The organism is Erwinia sp. MYb416 (genome assembly GCF_037479575.1).
In the GTDB taxonomy this organism is placed as follows: Bacteria; Pseudomonadota; Gammaproteobacteria; order Enterobacterales; family Enterobacteriaceae; genus Erwinia; species Erwinia rhapontici.
On the sequence record NZ_JBBGYT010000421.1, the window covers coordinates 19,288 to 34,457 of the forward strand.

Genomic DNA, 15,170 nt, shown 5'->3' on the forward strand with positions numbered 1-15,170 from the left:
GACTTCGGAACCAAGAACCAATTAAACAGGCATGGATCTTTCGCCATACCATTCACGACAAACAGTTCATGTTTTACCCCGAGTTTAAGAACCCACCATTATGAATCTTACCGAATTAAAAAATACGCCGGTTTCTGACCTGATTACCCTCGGCGAAAATATGGGGCTGGAAAACCTGGCGCGCTTGCGCAAACAGGACATTATCTTCGCCATCCTTAAGCAACACGCGAAAAGTGGCGAAGACATCTTCGGCGACGGCGTACTCGAGATATTGCAGGATGGATTTGGTTTCCTCCGCTCAGGAGACAGCTCCTACCTCGCCGGTCCCGATGATATCTACGTTTCCCCCAGCCAAATCCGCCGCTTCAACCTCCGCACAGGTGACTCCATCTCTGGCAAGATTCGCCCGCCAAAAGAAGGTGAACGTTACTTTGCACTGCTGAAAGTTAATGAAGTTAACTACGACAAACCGGAAAATGCCCGTAATAAAATCCTGTTTGAAAACTTAACGCCGCTGCATGCCAATTCTCGTCTGCGCATGGAGCGTGGCAACGGTTCTACCGAAGATTTGACCGCTCGCGTACTGGATTTGGCTTCGCCGATCGGTCGTGGTCAGCGTGGTCTGATCGTGGCTCCTCCGAAAGCCGGTAAAACTATGCTGCTGCAGAACATCGCGCAGAGCATTGCTTACAACCACCCAGACTGCGTGCTGATGGTGTTGCTGATTGACGAGCGTCCGGAAGAAGTGACCGAGATGCAGCGTCTGGTTAAAGGTGAAGTTATCGCTTCAACCTTCGATGAACCTGCATCCCGTCACGTTCAGGTTGCTGAGATGGTGATCGAAAAGGCCAAGCGTCTGGTTGAGCACAAGAAAGACGTGATCATCTTGCTGGACTCCATCACCCGTCTGGCGCGTGCCTACAACACCGTGGTTCCTGCTTCCGGCAAGGTACTGACCGGTGGTGTGGATGCCAACGCCCTGCATCGTCCGAAGCGTTTCTTCGGTGCTGCGCGTAATGTGGAAGAGGGCGGAAGCCTGACCATCATCGCCACCGCACTGGTTGATACCGGTTCGAAGATGGATGAAGTGATCTACGAAGAGTTTAAAGGTACAGGTAACATGGAACTGCATCTGGCGCGTAAAATCGCCGAGAAACGTGTGTTCCCTGCTATTGACTACAATCGCTCCGGTACGCGTAAAGAAGAGTTGCTTACCACGTCCGAAGAGCTGCAGAAGATGTGGATCCTGCGCAAGATTATTCACCCAATGGGCGAAATCGACGCGATGGAATTCCTTATCAACAAGCTGGCGATGACGAAAACCAATGATGATTTCTTCGACATGATGAAACGTTCATAACAGGTCGTTGGGCTGCGGGCAGACGCCGAACTGATCGTCTGGCCATACCGCAGTCGTCAAATTAAGTACAAAACTCGGGTAACGCCACGCATAGTCGTGGCGTTTTTTGTTTTTGGCCTATAGGCTATCCTGATCTGGGAGAATTAATCTAAAGAACGGCACGGGATACTGATCAATGGGGATATTGATTATGCTTGTCCCGGTGAATAAAATTCAGAATTGAAGAGATGTTATTGGCACAAATATTGCTTATAACATTGTGCAATTCTTAGCAGAGAGCTGGATAATGTGAATTTACTCAATATGAGTACAGAACTTGGCCTGACTTTTTTATTTTCATTGGTGTTTCTTTTCTTTGCACGTAAAGCGGCTAACAAAATTGGATTGGTGGACAAGCCCAATTATCGCAAACGTCACCAGGGGGCTATTCCGCTGGTAGGCGGTATCTCTGTGTTTGCAGGCAGCTGTTTTGCTTTTGCATTGACGAATTTCTACATACCTCACTCAGTGCTATATCTGGCGTGTGCCGGGTGCCTGGTACTGGTGGGGGCGCTTGATGATCGTTATGACATTAGTGTGAAATTCCGCGCGGTGGTACAGGCGGGTGTCGCCATTGTCATGATGATGAAAGCTAAACTTTACCTGCTAAGCCTGGGCTACATCTTTGGCCCATGGGAACTGGTGGTAGGGCCGTTCGGCTATGTGCTGACGCTGTTTGCTGTCTGGGCTGCGATCAACGCCTTCAATATGGTGGACGGCATCGACGGACTGCTGGGCGGTTTATCCTGTGTGACGTTCCTGGCGATGGGGGTCATCCTCCAGTTTGACGGGCAGAGCAGCCTTGCCATGTGGTGCTTTATCATGATTGCAGCCATCGTGCCCTACATCCTGTTGAATCTGGGAATGTTTGGCCGCCGCTATAAAGTCTTTATGGGCGATGCTGGCAGCACGGTTATTGGCTTCACAATTATCTGGATCCTGTTAGAAGCGACCCAGGGTCAGAACCATCCCATCACGCCAGTGACGGCGCTCTGGCTGATTGCGATTCCATTAATGGATATGGTCGCCATTATGTATCGCCGTCTGAGCAAAGGGATGAGCCCCTTCTCCGCAGATCGCCAACATATTCACCATCTGATCATGCGCGCCGGTTTTACTTCGCGTCAGGCGTTTGTCCTGATCACCGCGGCTGCGGCCCTGCTGGCTATCGTTGGTGTGCTGGGCGAGTACCTTTCATTTGTCCCTGAGTGGATGATGCTGGTTCTGTTTCTGCTGGCCTTTATGCTCTACGGCTACTGCATTAAACGCGCGTGGCGCGTGGCGCGCATGATCAAACGGTTTAAACGCCGTCTGCGAAATAACAATAATGACAGCAAATCTCCTACTGACTGACCTATGCCCTGACGACAAGGAAACAGATGTATGACCTATCCTGACGCTGCAGATAACGAGTTGGATATTCGTGGCCTTTGCTGCACGCTATGGCGCGGTAAGTTATGGATTATTGCGGGTGGTGTGCTCTTTGCCCTGCTGGCCTGGATCTATTCGTTGCTGGTGACGCCGAAGTGGAGCACCACGGCGATTGTGGATCGTCCTACGGTGAATATGTTGTCCGGGTTTTATTCCCAGCAGCAGTTTCTCAATAATCTGGATATTCGTGCTGGCAGCCTGACCGTGGCTCCGCCGACGGTGATGGATGAAGCGTATCAGGAGTTTATGATGCAGCTTTTTGCCTGGGATACGCGTCGTGACTTCTGGCTACAGTCCAGCTATTACCAGCAGCGTAAAAGCGGCAAGACCGGTGAAGACGCCGCCTTACTGGATGAAATGATTGCCAATATCCAGTTCCAGCCCGCCGATAATGCGAAAAATATCAACGATACCGTCAGGTTGATCGCGGAAACAGCAGCAGATGCGAATACCCTGCTGCGCCAGTATGTTGCCTTTGCTAATGCCCGTGCTACCACGCATCTCAATGAAGAACTCGCCGCTGCCTGGGCTGCGCGCAGTATTCAGTTAAAGGCGCAGATTAAGCGTCAGGAAGCGGTTGCCAAAGCCATTTACGACCGTCAGATCAACAGCATCGGACAGGCGCTGAAAATTGCGCAGCAGCAGGGCTTTGAACAAGCAAAAACACAGACCCCTTCCGAGCAATTACCGGACTCTGAAATGTTCATGCTGGGCAGGCCAATGTTGCAGGCGCGATTGGAAAATCTGCGTGCAACGGGCCCATCCTACGATCTGGAGTACGATCAAAACCGGGCTATGCAGGCGACACTGAATGTCGGTCCTACGTTGGTAAAATCATTCCAGACCTGGCGTTATCTGCGCACACCGGAAGAGCCAGTAAAACGTGACAGCCCACGCCGTGTATTACTGATGATTATGTGGGGCACGGTAGGCGTGCTACTGGGTGCCGGGACTGCGCTGGTGCGCCGCTCTCGCCGTTAAGGGCACTGAATAAGTGCTGTTAAACCATTTCGAATTAAGAGAGTCACGGTGAAAGTATTAACGGTTTTTGGCACGCGTCCCGAAGCGATAAAAATGGCACCTCTGGTGCATGCGCTGGCGCAGGATGAGGACATTGAGTCGCGCTTATGCGTGACCGCACAGCATAGGGAAATGCTCGATCAGGTATTGCACCTGTTTTCCATCGTGCCGGATTACGATCTTAATATCATGCAACCAGGCCAGGGTTTGACCGAGATCACCAGCCGTATTCTGGAGGGTTTGAAGACGGTATTTGCCGATTTCACCCCAGATGTGGTGCTGGTTCACGGCGATACCACGACTACGCTGGCTGCCAGCCTCGCGGCGTTTTACCACCGAATTCCGGTGGGGCACGTGGAAGCGGGGCTGCGCACGGGTGATCTTTGGTCGCCGTGGCCAGAAGAAGCGAACCGTACGCTGACCGGTCATCTTGCCAGCTACCACTTCACCCCTACCGCCAGTTCACAGCAGAATCTGTTGCGTGAAAATCTGCCCGCATCCCGTATTTTCGTGACGGGCAACACCGTGATTGATGCGCTGTTCTGGGTGCGTGATCGCGTACTCAGTGACGATGCGCTGAGAAATAGCCTGGCAGCTCGCTACCCGTTCCTGGACGCGGATAAAAAGTTGATTCTGGTCACCGGCCACCGTCGTGGAAGTTTAGGTGGCGGCTTTGAGCGTATCTGTAACGCGCTGGCTGAAATTGCACGTCTGCACCCCGACACGCAGATTGTCTATCCCGTGCATCTCAATCCGAATGTCAGCGAGCCGGTAAACCGCATTCTGCGCGGTATAGATAATATTATTTTAATTGAACCGCAGGAGTACCTGCCTTTTGTCTGGCTGATGGATCGCGCCTGGCTGATCCTGACGGATTCCGGTGGTATTCAGGAAGAAGCGCCATCGCTCGGTAAACCGGTGCTGGTGATGCGTGATGCCACCGAACGCCCTGAGGCGCTGGCAGCAGGCACCGTCAAACTGGTGGGCACAGACGGCGCGAAGATCGTCAGCGAAGTGACCCGTCTGCTCACCGATGAGGACGCGTGGCATGCAATGAGCCGCGCCCATAACCCTTATGGTGACGGGCTGGCCTGCCAGCGTATTGTGCAGGCTCTCAAAAATAATCGGATAACATTATGAGTTTCAATACTATTTCAGTGATCGGTCTGGGTTACATCGGCCTGCCTACCGCTGCCGCTTTTGCTTCGCGCCAGAAGCAGGTGATCGGCATTGATATCAATGCGCACGCGGTCGAAACCATCAACCGTGGCGAGATCCACATTGTCGAACCGGACCTCGATCGCGTGGTGAAAACGGCCGTTGAAGGCGGGTGGTTACGCGCAGCTATGCAACCACAGGCTGCCGATGCTTATCTGATTGCTGTGCCGACACCCTTTAAAGGCGAGCACCAGCCGGATATGGCTTACGTGCAGGCGGCGGCCGTGTCGATTGCCACGGTGTTAAAAAAGGGTGATCTGGTGATCCTGGAATCGACCTCACCTGTTGGCGCTACCGAACAGATGGCGGCATGGTTGGCGGCGGCTCGCTCGGATCTGACGTTCCCACAGCAGGCCGGTGAAAACGCGGATATCCAGGTGGCCTACTGCCCGGAGCGCGTGTTACCTGGCCAGGTGATGGTTGAACTGTTTAAAAACGACCGTGTGATTGGTGGTATGACGCCACGCTGTTCACAGCGCGCCTGCGAGCTGTACAACATCTTCCTGGAAGGCGAGTGCGTGGTGACTAACTCGCGCACCGCTGAGATGTGCAAATTAACCGAAAACAGCTTCCGCGACGTCAATATTGCCTTCGCGAACGAGCTGTCACTGATCGCGGCCGATCAGGGTATTAACGTCTGGGAGTTGATCCGGCTGGCCAATCGCCACCCGCGTGTCAATATTCTGCAACCTGGACCGGGTGTGGGCGGGCACTGCATTGCGGTCGATCCATGGTTTATCGTGGCACAGAATCCGGTACAAGCACGTTTGATCCGTACCGCGCGTGAAGTCAACGACAGCAAGCCGCACTGGGTGCTGGAGCAGGTTCAGCGCCAGGTGGCCGACTGCCTGATGAGCAACAACAAACGCGCCAGCGAGCTGAAAATTGCCTGCTTTGGTCTGGCGTTTAAACCCGATATTGATGATCTGCGGGAAAGCCCGGCGGTACAGGTCACCAAAATGATTGCCGACTGGCATCAGGGCACCACGCTGGTGGTGGAGCCTAACGTGCAGCAACTTCCGGCAAAATTGCAGGACAGCGTGACGCTGATGACGTTGGATGATGCGCTGCAACAGGCCGATGTGCTGGTGATGCTGGTGGACCATCGTGATTTTAAAGCCATTGATCCGACAGCCGTCAGCCAGCAATGGATTGTTGATACGAAAGGTGTCTGGCGTTAGTGAAAGCGACGCTTAAACCCCTGGCGTGGGAAAACGCCTTCTTTGGATGTCACAGTGCTCTGCTTGAATTGCACGGTGATACACCGCTTGATAGCGCGCAACTCGACAGCTATACGCTGGTGCAGGTCAAAGTACTGGCTCAACAGAGTGCAGAGCTGGATGCCCTGAGCGCGTTGGGGTTTCGCCTGGTGGAAGGGGAAGCAGACTGCGTGCTGGGTATCACCCCTGTTGAACGCCCGACGGGCATTCGTATTGCCCGCGCTGAACATATCCCCATGCTGCGGCAGGTGGCTGAAGAAGCGTTCATCTACAGCCGTTTTCGCGCGCCCTGGTATGCGCCGGGCGACAGCGGGCGTTTTTATGCGCAGTGGGTGGAAAATGCCGTACGCGGCACCTTTGATCACCAGTGCCTGCTGGCGGTGGATGAGCAGGGCGCGATGCAGGGCTTTGTGTCGCTGCGTGAGCTGGAAGACGGCACGGCACGCATTGGCCTGCTGGCTGTAGTGCCAGCCGCGCAGGGGCTGGGCATTGGCCAGCGGCTGATGAACGCAGCTAATGACTGGTGCCGCGCGCGCCGACTGACACGGCTTCATGTCGCAACGCAACTGGGCAATGTTGCCGCGCTGCGACTCTATCTTCGCTGCGGTGGCGTGATTGAACGCACCGCCTACTGGTTATACAGGGAAACGCCATGATTCCGTTTAATGCGCCACCGGTGGTGGGAACTGAACTTGAATATATGCAGTCGGCAATGGGCAGCGGCAAACTCTGCGGCGACGGCGGTTTTACCCGTCGCTGCCAACAGTGGATGGAGCAGCGCTTCGGCAGCCGCAAAGTCCTGCTGACCCCCTCCTGCACCGCATCGCTGGAGATGGCGGCCATCCTGATCGACATTCAGCTCGGTGATGAAGTGATCATGCCGAGCTACACGTTTGTCTCTACGGCCAACGCCTTCGTGCTGCGCGGTGCAACGATTGTGTTTGTCGATGTGCGTCCGGATACCATGAACATCGATGAGTGCCTGATAGAAGCCGCGATCACCGATAAAACCAAAGCCATCGTGCCTGTACATTACGCGGGCGTTGCCTGCGAGATGGACACCATTATGGCGCTGGCGAAAAAGCACCAACTGTGGGTGGTGGAAGATGCTGCGCAGGGCGTGATGTCGACTTACAAAGGCCGGGCGCTGGGCAGCATCGGTCATATCGGCTGCTTTAGCTTCCACGAAACTAAAAACTATACCGCGGGTGGTGAAGGCGGTGCGACGCTGGTCAACGACGCGTCCCTGGTCGAGCGTGCTGAAATCATTCGTGAAAAAGGGACCAACCGCAGCCAGTTTTTCCGCGGCCAGGTGGATAAATACACCTGGCGTGATATCGGCTCCAGCTACCTAATGGCGGATTTGCAGGCAGCATATCTCTGGGCGCAGCTGGAGGCAGCGGAACGCATTAACCAGCAACGTTTGCGCCTGTGGCAGACCTACCACGATGCGTTGCAGCCGTTGGTCGCACGTGGGCGCATTGAGCTGGCTAGCATACCCGCCGACTGTGAACACAATGCCCATATGTTTTATCTGAAGCTGCGTGACCATGATGACCGCAGCGCGCTGATTGCATGGCTGAAAGAGGCCGAAATCCTGGCGGTGTTCCACTATATTCCGCTGCACAGCTCACCCGCGGGGCAGCGCTTTGGCCGTTTCCACGGTGAAGACCATTTCACCCAGACAGAGAGCGATCGCCTGCTGCGTTTGCCGCTGTTCTATAACCTTTCTGATAATAATCAGAAAACGGTGATCAACTCCTTACTGAGCTATTTCTCCTGATATGTCACTGGCAAAAGCGTCAGTGTGGACGGCAGCCTCCACGCTGGTAAAAATTGTCGCCGGTTTGCTGGTGGTGAAAATGCTGGCGGTCTCTTACGGGCCGGCGGGTGTCGGACAGGCGGGGAATTTTCGTCAATTGATTACCGTGCTCGGCGTACTGGCCGGAGCCGGCATTTTTAACGGCGTCACAAAGTATGTGGCGCAGTATCAGCAGCAGCCTGAACAGCTGCGTGCCGTTACTGGCACTGCATCGTCAATGGTGCTGGGATTCTCATTGCTGCTGGCGCTGGTGTTCCTGCTGTTCGCCGCGCCCATCAGTCATGCACTGTTTGGTCATGACCGCTATCAGCAGGTAATCCGTATCGTCGCCTTCCTGCAAATGGGCATCGCCTGGGCTAATCTGGCGCTGGCGATCATGAAAGGTTTTCGTGATGCGGCAGGTAATGCATGGTCGCTGATTATCGGCAGCCTGACCGGCGTTGCTGCATGGTTTGTCTGCTACAAGCTGGGAGGTTACAGCGGTGCACTGATCGGGCTGGCGATGGTGCCTGCGCTGGTGGTGGTGCCGGCAGTGGTTTTGCTGGTGCGTCGCGAGCATCTGCCAATGCGCTATCTGCTGCCCGGCTGGCAGCCGGAGTTCGTGGCTCTGCTGGGTAAGTTTACGCTGATGGCACTGATCACCGCTGTGACGTTGCCCGTGGCGTGGATGATGATGCGTAACCTGCTGGCACAACATGCGGGGTGGGAACAGGTTGGGTTGTGGCAGGGCGTCAGCAGTATCTCGGATGCCTACCTGCAATTTATCACGGCGTCTTTCAGCGTGTATCTGCTGCCCACCTTGTCACGCCTGCAGCATAAGGCTGAGATTTCACGTGAAATTCTGAAGGCGCTGCGTTTCGTACTGCCGGTGGTCGCCGCCGTGAGTTTAACCGTCTGGTTACTGCGTGATGTGGCTATCTGGCTGCTGTTCTCCCGTGAGTTTGCGGCCATGCGCGATCTGTTTGTCTGGCAGTTGACGGGCGATGTACTCAAAGTGGGTTGCTACGTTTTTGGCTATCTGGTCATCGCGAAGGCATCGCTGCGTTTTTATGTGCTGACGGAAGTGAGCCAGTTTATCTTGCTCACCGGCTTTTCCCGCTGGCTGATCCCGCTGCATGGTGCAGCCGGTGCGGCTCAGGCGTATATGGCGACCTATATCGCTTATTTTGCACTCTGTGCAGGCATTTTTATTATTTACCGTAGACGAGTATGACCAGAGTAATCCACCTTTTAGGCTCAGACATCCCTCATCATAACCAGACGGTGTTGAGCTTCTTTGATCAACAGCTGCATGACGTGGTGCCCGTGGCAGCCGCGCGCGAGTTCTGGCTGGTGAGCGCACAGCCTGAGATGGCGCAGCCCTTTACGCGGCTGAATATCCGTGTTTTTGCAAATAAAGCGGCGCTCGCTGCTGCTGTGATTACCACCGGACGCCGTGAGCGTGACACGCGCTTTTTCTGCCACGGTCAGTTCAATCCTCGCTTGTGGCTGGCGCTGTTGTCCGGCCAGCTTAAGCGCTCTCAGATCTATTGGCATATCTGGGGGGCCGATCTCTATGAAGATTCGACCCGCCTGAAATTCCGGCTGTTCTATCTGCTGCGGCGTCAGGCACAAAAACGTGTGGCACAGGTGTTTGCCACCCGAGGTGATATTAATCACTTTCATCAGCGGCATCCGAAGGTTCCGGCTTCTTTACTCTATTTCCCGACACGGCTGGCACAGAATGTGCAAAGCAGTGATGAGCCGCAGGGGCAGCTGACCCTTCTGCTCGGTAATTCAGGGGATGCCAGCAACCGACATATTCAGGCATTGCAGTCCATCCATCAGCAGTTTGGCGATAATGTGCGAGTGAAAGTGCCGCTGGGCTACCCCGCCAATAACGAGGCGTATATTCAGCGTGTGCGCGACGCAGCCGCGGCGTTGTTTGCCCCGGGTGTCGTTGAGCTCCTGACCGAGAAGCTGGCGTTCAGCGATTATCTGCAATTGATCGCCCGTTGCCACCTTGGCTATTTTATTTTTGAACGCCAGCAGGGTATCGGTACGCTGTGTCTGTTGATGCAGGCCAATGTGCCCTTTGTACTTAACCGAAAGAACCCGTTCTGGCAGGATCTGGCAGAACAACAGGTGCCGGTGTTGTTTGAGGGCGATCCGTTGGATGCAGCGACAGTGAAAGAGGCGCGGCGTCAGATGATGTTGCTGGATAAATCACATATTGCCTTTTTCGAGCCGGGCTACCTGAGCGGCTGGCAGCAGGCACTGCGTCGGGTAGAAGGGGACACCGCATGACGTTATTACAGTTTGCCGGGCTGCTGGTGGTGTATCTGTGCTGCTGTGGTTTTATTCTCACGCTGACCTGGCGCGAGTTTCGTCGTGTGCGCTTCAACTTCAACGTATTTTTCTCGCTGCTGTTTCTGCTGACGTTCTTCTTCGGCTTCCCGCTGACCTGCATGTTGGTGTTTGGATTTGATGTTGACGTGGTGCCGCCGGAGTATTTGCTCCAGGCGTTACTGTCAGCGGGCTGTTTCTACGCTATTTACTACGTCAGCTATAAAACCCGGCTGCGGGCGAAGCATCGGGCACCCCCTCGTCAGGTATTTACGATTAACCGTATTGAAGCCCATCTGATCTGGGGCATTCTGGCGCTGGTAGCGCTGGGAACCGTCAGTGTGTTCTTCCTGCACAATGGTTTCCTGCTCTTCAAGCTGCACAGCTACAGCCAGATTTTCTCGGCGGATGTCTCCGGCGTGGCGTTGAAGCGTTTCTTCTACTTCTTTATCCCGGCGATGCTGGTGATCTACTTCCTCAAGCAGGACAAGCGGAGCTGGCTGCTGTTTCTGGTCAGTACCGTAGCGTTTGGGCTGCTGACGTACATGATTGTCGGTGGCACCCGCGCCAACATTATTATTGCTTTTGCCCTGTTCCTGTTTATCGGCATTATTCGTGGCTGGATTACCCTGTGGATGCTAGTGCTGGCGGGGATTGGCGGGATTGTCGGCATGTTTTGGCTGGCGCTGAAGCGCTATAACCTCGATGTTAGCGGCGCGGAGGCGTTTTACACCTTCCTCTATCTGACCCGCGATACCTTCTCGCCGTGGGAGAACCTCGGCCTGCTGCTGCAAAATTATGACAAAATCGATTTCCAGGGGCTGGCACCAATCTGGCGTGACTTCTACGTGTTTATTCCCAGTTGGTTGTGGCATGACCGTCCTTCCATTGTGCTCAACAGCGCGAACTACTTTACGTGGGAAGTGCTGGATAACCACTCCGGGCTGGCCATCTCGCCCACATTAATCGGTTCGCTGGTGGTGATGGGCGGGGCGCTGTTTATTCCGCTGGGGGCGGTTGGCGTTGGGCTGATTATTAAGTGGTTCGACTGGTTATACGAAAAAGGCCAGCAGGAGCAGAATCGCTATAAAGCAGCGATTCTGCAAAGCTTCTGCTTTGGTGCCGTGTTCAACATGATCGTGCTGGCACGGGAAGGGCTGGATTCGTTTGTTTCGCGCGTGGTGTTCTTCTGCGTGATTTTCGCGTTCTGTGTGGTGGTGGCGAAGCTGCTGTACTGGCTGCTGGACACCGCGGGTTTAATCCGTGCCCGTGTTCCGGTTCGTCCGCTGTCGACCCAACCGTAACGCTTGCCAGGCGATTTGTTTTGAAGGAATGTCCATGAGTGTTTCTGTAACCGTGCCGCAATATCGGATCCGCGGGATAACGCTGTCAGGCTTTAGTGATATGGCGCAGTTTGTTGATTACCTCAATCAACAGGGTGAGCTGAAAACCGGCACGCTGGTAGCGATCAACGCGGAGAAAGTGCTGACCGCAGAAGCCGATGCGGCGGTGTATCAGTTGATTGATGCCGCAGAATACAAATATGCCGATGGCATCAGCATCGTGCGCTCTATCCGCAAGAAGTATCCGCAGGCGCAGGTATCGCGCATTGCCGGAGCCGATCTGTGGGAAGCACTGATGGAGCGTGCCGGGCGTGAGGGAACGCCGGTTTTTCTCATTGGAGGCAAACCGCCGGTTCTTGCGCAGACCATCGATAAGTTGCGTCGCCAGTGGAATGTGAACATTGTCGGATCGCAGGATGGGTTCTTCACGCCGGACCAGCGCGATGCACTCTTTACGCGCATCCGGGAGAGCGACGCGAAACTGGTGACGGTGGCGATGGGGTCACCACGGCAGGAGATTCTGATGCGTGACTGCAAAGCCAGCTATCCGGATGCGCTGTATATGGGCGTGGGCGGCACCTACGACGTGTTTACCGGCCAGGTGAAGCGTGCGCCTAAGATATGGCAGCGAATGGGCCTTGAGTGGCTGTATCGCTTGATTTCACAGCCTTCACGCCTGAAACGTCAGCTCAGATTGCTGAAATACCTCAAATATCACTGGCGCGGCGATCTTTAATCAATCAGTCATTGTTGTCACTGAAAGGCCTTTTGTGCGATTTAACCGGGTGAAAAGGCCGAAAAACGCTGCTACTTTAGACGTAATGCACAAAGCGTAATCAAACGCGTTTTTTTGTGAAAAAAGCACTGGACAGTCAGGGCTCTCCTCCGTAGTATGCACATCCGCAACGGCGCTACGCGCCCGTAGCTCAGCTGGATAGAGCGCTGCCCTCCGGAGGCAGAGGTCTCAGGTTCGAATCCTGTCGGGCGCACCATTTATTTTGTGCGCATATGAGCGGCGGTGGTAACATTTACCGCGTTAGTCAGTAGTTGAAAGAAGCAGTAAAGAAGTCAGGTATGGTGGCTATAGCTCAGTTGGTAGAGCCCTGGATTGTGATTCCAGTTGTCGTGGGTTCGAGTCCCATTAGCCACCCCAGACTTTAAGTACAAGATTTTGTCGTATGCGAAGGTGGCGGAATTGGTAGACGCGCTAGCTTCAGGTGTTAGTGTCTTAACGGACGTGAGGGTTCAAGTCCCTCTCTTCGCACCACAAAATCTAAGCAGTAAAGCAGTGCCGTAGTATTCGGCGAGTAGCGCAGCTTGGTAGCGCAACTGGTTTGGGACCAGTGGGTCGGAGGTTCGAATCCTCTCTCGCCGACCAATTTAGAAAACCCTGCTGTGGCGGGGTTTTTGCTTAAAACCTGAGAGTTTTGAGCGATAAAAAAAGAAAAGTAGTGGCATTACAGAAGTATTCGGCGAGTAGCGCAGCTTGGTAGCGCAACTGGTTTGGGACCAGTGGGTCGGAGGTTCGAATCCTCTCTCGCCGACCAATTTAAGAAACCTGCTTGAAAAAGCAGGTTTTTTTTCGTCTGTACATAATGAGGATGAGAACCTCCGAAGGAGGTTTGAGCCGAGCGAAGCGAGACAACGTTGCTTCAGCAACGGCCCGCAGGGCGGCTCGAAGAGCCGTAATCCTCTCTCGCCGACCAATTTAAGAAACCTGCTTGAAAAAGCAGGTTTTTTTTCGTCTTTTATTTCGTTTACACCAGCCCCATTTTCCTTCCCAGCTCGCTCACATTTTGCAGTTCAGCGCTTAGCGCATCTCCGGGCATTTGTAACAACAGTTCAGAGGTCAGCACCTCCGCACCACAGAAATCGAAAATCCCGTGATCGATCTGCGTTCTCATGGCGGCAAAGTAACCGTGACGGGCGTAAGTACGCATATCGCCCGCGCCAATGGCGACCAGATGCACCTTAAGGTGTTGCAGTTTTTTTACCAGGCGGCCATCGTCATCGGCGTCATAAGCCCAGCCTTGAGTAAATACGCGGTCAATCCAGCCTTTTAGCTGTGCAGGCATCGACCACCAGTAAATCGGATAAACCAGTACAAGGGTGTCCGCGCGGTCGATCCTGGCGTGTTGCGCAACGATCTCCTCTGTTACCGATCCCTGCTGGCGGAACGCGGCTACATCATCGGCGGTAAAACGCGGGTCAAATCCTTCGGCGGCAAGATCGGCGATCTCAATGCTGCCACCTGTTGACTCGATGCCCTCTGCGAGTTGTCTGGCGACGAGATGTGTCAATGACTGGCGATCGGGATGAGAAACGACAATAAGGGTATGCATGAGCAGCCTCCGGCTTGCAGGTTGAACTGAGAAAAGTTACGCTAATATACTATTGGTAAGTTACCTTTGGTATATAAGCATGTCAACGGACAAAAACTCTTCACCGCTGCCCCGGCGACGTTTATCGCGTGAGGCGCGTTACCAGCAGCTCATTGAAGCTGCATGGCAGCTCATTCGTACCGAGGGAACGGAGGCGTTAACGCTGGGCCGACTGGCCGAGCAGTCAGACGTCACTAAGCCCGTGGTGTATGATCATTTCGGCACACGTTCAGGCCTGTTTGCGGTGCTCTATCAGGAGTTCGATGCCCGCCAAAATGCGCTGTTTGATGCGGCATTAGCGCAAAGTGAAGCCACTTTGTCGGCCAGGGCGCAGGTGATGGCAGAATCTTATGTGAATTGTGTTCAGAAACAGGGACGGGAGATACCGGGCATTATTGCTGCGCTGGTCGGCTCACCCGAGCTTGAGCAGATCAAGCGGGCCTACGAAGTGGCCTTTATCGAGAAGTGTCGCGAAACGCTGACGCCTTTTACCGGGGGTAAAGCATTATCGAACGCCGGTTTGTGGGCCATGTTGGGGGCTGCGGAAGCGGTGGCTTACGCATCCACCCGTCATGAAATCACCGAACAACAGGCGCGGGATGAGTTGTACGCGGTGATTATGGCACTGGTCGAACGCAGCGTAAGAACATAATATCCGTTTGTCGCTACATTGAGACATATAACGCTATGTTTAATAAGGTGTTTACTTAAGTATGCGCTGCCTGTCTCTAAATGGAGACGCACCTCGGGCAATCGTGTCGGCTTGAGGTGACATCAGAGAAGGGCAGTAAAGTCGGCTAAGCATGAATTAATATTTTAACTATCAGTGAGATATTAAATTCATGGTGAATGAATTTCTATTCTGGCACGCGCTGTGCAAGAATACCCTCGTAGATGCTCATTCCACCTCTTATGTTTGCAGATGCTTCATAAACCTGGGAATGACGCAGAGCCATTTTACGGTACCTGTTGTCCAGCCAGCCAATATCGCTAACGCCTTATTGGATCTAT

Annotated in this window: 13 protein-coding genes, 5 tRNA genes and 1 other RNA gene; 18 read left to right on the forward strand and 1 reads right to left on the reverse strand. The window is 54.0% G+C overall.

Going from position 1 to position 15,170, the window contains the following annotated elements; translation table 11 throughout:
• The first annotated feature begins 100 nt into the window (after nucleotides 1–100).
• The 17 genes from rho to WH277_RS06975 all read left to right on the forward strand — a co-directional run bounded on the left by rho (nucleotide 101) and on the right by WH277_RS06975 (nucleotide 13,484).
• Nucleotides 101–1,360: a transcription termination factor Rho gene (gene rho / locus WH277_RS06895; protein WP_056234711.1), complete on the forward strand. Its 1,260-nt coding sequence runs from the start codon at nucleotides 101–103 to the stop codon at nucleotides 1,358–1,360.
• 288 nt (nucleotides 1,361–1,648) lie between these two features.
• Nucleotides 1,649–2,752 (forward strand): UDP-N-acetylglucosamine--undecaprenyl-phosphate N-acetylglucosaminephosphotransferase, encoded by a 1,104-nt coding sequence (wecA, locus tag WH277_RS06900; RefSeq protein WP_133846870.1) that lies wholly within the window; start codon nucleotides 1,649–1,651, stop codon nucleotides 2,750–2,752.
• 30 nt (nucleotides 2,753–2,782) lie between these two features.
• Entirely contained in the window at nucleotides 2,783–3,811 is a 1,029-nt protein-coding gene (wzzE, locus tag WH277_RS06905; protein WP_133846869.1) for an ECA polysaccharide chain length modulation protein, read from the forward strand.
• A 48-nt stretch (nucleotides 3,812–3,859) separates the two neighbouring features.
• Entirely contained in the window at nucleotides 3,860–4,990 is a 1,131-nt protein-coding gene (wecB, locus tag WH277_RS06910; RefSeq protein ID WP_339505081.1) for a non-hydrolyzing UDP-N-acetylglucosamine 2-epimerase, read from the forward strand.
• Nucleotides 4,987–6,249: a UDP-N-acetyl-D-mannosamine dehydrogenase gene (wecC, locus tag WH277_RS06915; RefSeq protein ID WP_133846867.1), complete on the forward strand. Its 1,263-nt coding sequence runs from the start codon at nucleotides 4,987–4,989 to the stop codon at nucleotides 6,247–6,249. The genes wecB and wecC overlap by 4 nt, the downstream gene beginning before the upstream one ends.
• Entirely contained in the window at nucleotides 6,249–6,944 is a 696-nt protein-coding gene (gene rffC / locus WH277_RS06920) for a dTDP-4-amino-4,6-dideoxy-D-galactose acyltransferase (protein ID WP_212813466.1), read from the forward strand. Before wecC ends, rffC begins: the two co-directional genes overlap by 1 nt.
• Nucleotides 6,941–8,071, forward strand: coding sequence for a dTDP-4-amino-4,6-dideoxygalactose transaminase (rffA, locus tag WH277_RS06925; protein ID WP_339505085.1), 1,131 nt, complete (start codon nucleotides 6,941–6,943; stop codon nucleotides 8,069–8,071). Before rffC ends, rffA begins: the two co-directional genes overlap by 4 nt.
• 1 nt (nucleotide 8,072) lies before the next feature.
• Entirely contained in the window at nucleotides 8,073–9,323 is a 1,251-nt protein-coding gene (gene wzxE, locus WH277_RS06930; protein ID WP_227535308.1) for a lipid III flippase WzxE, read from the forward strand.
• On the forward strand, nucleotides 9,320–10,396 hold the full coding sequence (locus WH277_RS06935) for a TDP-N-acetylfucosamine:lipid II N-acetylfucosaminyltransferase (protein ID WP_159338532.1): 1,077 nt from the start codon (nucleotides 9,320–9,322) through the stop codon (nucleotides 10,394–10,396). Before wzxE ends, WH277_RS06935 begins: the two co-directional genes overlap by 4 nt.
• Nucleotides 10,393–11,739 carry an ECA oligosaccharide polymerase gene (wzyE, locus tag WH277_RS06940; protein WP_159338533.1) on the forward strand — a complete coding sequence of 449 codons (1,347 nt, stop codon included), beginning with the start codon at nucleotides 10,393–10,395 and terminating at the stop codon, nucleotides 11,737–11,739. Before WH277_RS06935 ends, wzyE begins: the two co-directional genes overlap by 4 nt.
• A gap of 34 nt (nucleotides 11,740–11,773) precedes the next feature.
• Entirely contained in the window at nucleotides 11,774–12,514 is a 741-nt protein-coding gene (wecG, locus tag WH277_RS06945) for a lipopolysaccharide N-acetylmannosaminouronosyltransferase (RefSeq protein ID WP_159338534.1), read from the forward strand.
• Nucleotides 12,515–12,693: 179 nt separating this feature from the next.
• Nucleotides 12,694–12,770: transfer RNA gene (locus tag WH277_RS06950), tRNA-Arg, on the forward strand.
• 85 nt (nucleotides 12,771–12,855) lie between these two features.
• Nucleotides 12,856–12,931, forward strand: a tRNA-His gene (locus WH277_RS06955).
• 27 nt (nucleotides 12,932–12,958) lie between these two features.
• Nucleotides 12,959–13,045, forward strand: a tRNA-Leu gene (locus tag WH277_RS06960).
• A gap of 34 nt (nucleotides 13,046–13,079) precedes the next feature.
• Nucleotides 13,080–13,156: transfer RNA gene (locus WH277_RS06965), tRNA-Pro, on the forward strand.
• Between the two features lie 92 nt (nucleotides 13,157–13,248).
• Nucleotides 13,249–13,325: transfer RNA gene (locus WH277_RS06970), tRNA-Pro, on the forward strand.
• Nucleotides 13,326–13,358: 33 nt separating this feature from the next.
• A non-coding RNA gene (locus tag WH277_RS06975) (RtT sRNA) lies at nucleotides 13,359–13,484 on the forward strand.
• 51 nt (nucleotides 13,485–13,535) lie between these two features.
• Here the strand turns inward: WH277_RS06975 and WH277_RS06980 are convergent.
• Nucleotides 13,536–14,120 carry an NAD(P)H-dependent oxidoreductase gene (locus tag WH277_RS06980; RefSeq protein WP_133846860.1) on the reverse strand — a complete coding sequence of 195 codons (585 nt, stop codon included), beginning with the start codon at nucleotides 14,118–14,120 and terminating at the stop codon, nucleotides 13,536–13,538.
• A gap of 79 nt (nucleotides 14,121–14,199) precedes the next feature.
• On the opposite strand from WH277_RS06980, the gene WH277_RS06985 reads away from it, so the two are divergent.
• On the forward strand, nucleotides 14,200–14,811 hold the full coding sequence (locus WH277_RS06985) for a TetR/AcrR family transcriptional regulator (protein ID WP_133846859.1): 612 nt from the start codon (nucleotides 14,200–14,202) through the stop codon (nucleotides 14,809–14,811).
• Nucleotides 14,812–15,170: the final 359 nt, after the last annotated feature.

What these genes read in the sequence shown, in the direction of transcription:
- rho (WP_056234711.1), top strand. Translation starts at nt 101, where the DNA reads ATGAATCTTACCGAATTAAAAAATACGCCGGTTTCTGACCTGATTACC.
- wzzE (WP_133846869.1), top strand. Translation starts at nt 2,783, where the DNA reads ATGACCTATCCTGACGCTGCAGATAACGAGTTGGATATTCGTGGCCTT.
- wecC (WP_133846867.1), top strand. Translation starts at nt 4,987, where the DNA reads ATGAGTTTCAATACTATTTCAGTGATCGGTCTGGGTTACATCGGCCTG.
- rffA (WP_339505085.1), top strand. Translation starts at nt 6,941, where the DNA reads ATGATTCCGTTTAATGCGCCACCGGTGGTGGGAACTGAACTTGAATAT.
- wzxE (WP_227535308.1), top strand. Translation starts at nt 8,073, where the DNA reads ATGTCACTGGCAAAAGCGTCAGTGTGGACGGCAGCCTCCACGCTGGTA.
- WH277_RS06935 (WP_159338532.1), top strand. Translation starts at nt 9,320, where the DNA reads ATGACCAGAGTAATCCACCTTTTAGGCTCAGACATCCCTCATCATAAC.
- wzyE (WP_159338533.1), top strand. Translation starts at nt 10,393, where the DNA reads ATGACGTTATTACAGTTTGCCGGGCTGCTGGTGGTGTATCTGTGCTGC.
- wecG (WP_159338534.1), top strand. Translation starts at nt 11,774, where the DNA reads ATGAGTGTTTCTGTAACCGTGCCGCAATATCGGATCCGCGGGATAACG.
- WH277_RS06980 (WP_133846860.1), bottom strand. Translation starts at nt 14,120, where the DNA reads ATGCATACCCTTATTGTCGTTTCTCATCCCGATCGCCAGTCATTGACA.
- WH277_RS06985 (WP_133846859.1), top strand. Translation starts at nt 14,200, where the DNA reads ATGTCAACGGACAAAAACTCTTCACCGCTGCCCCGGCGACGTTTATCG.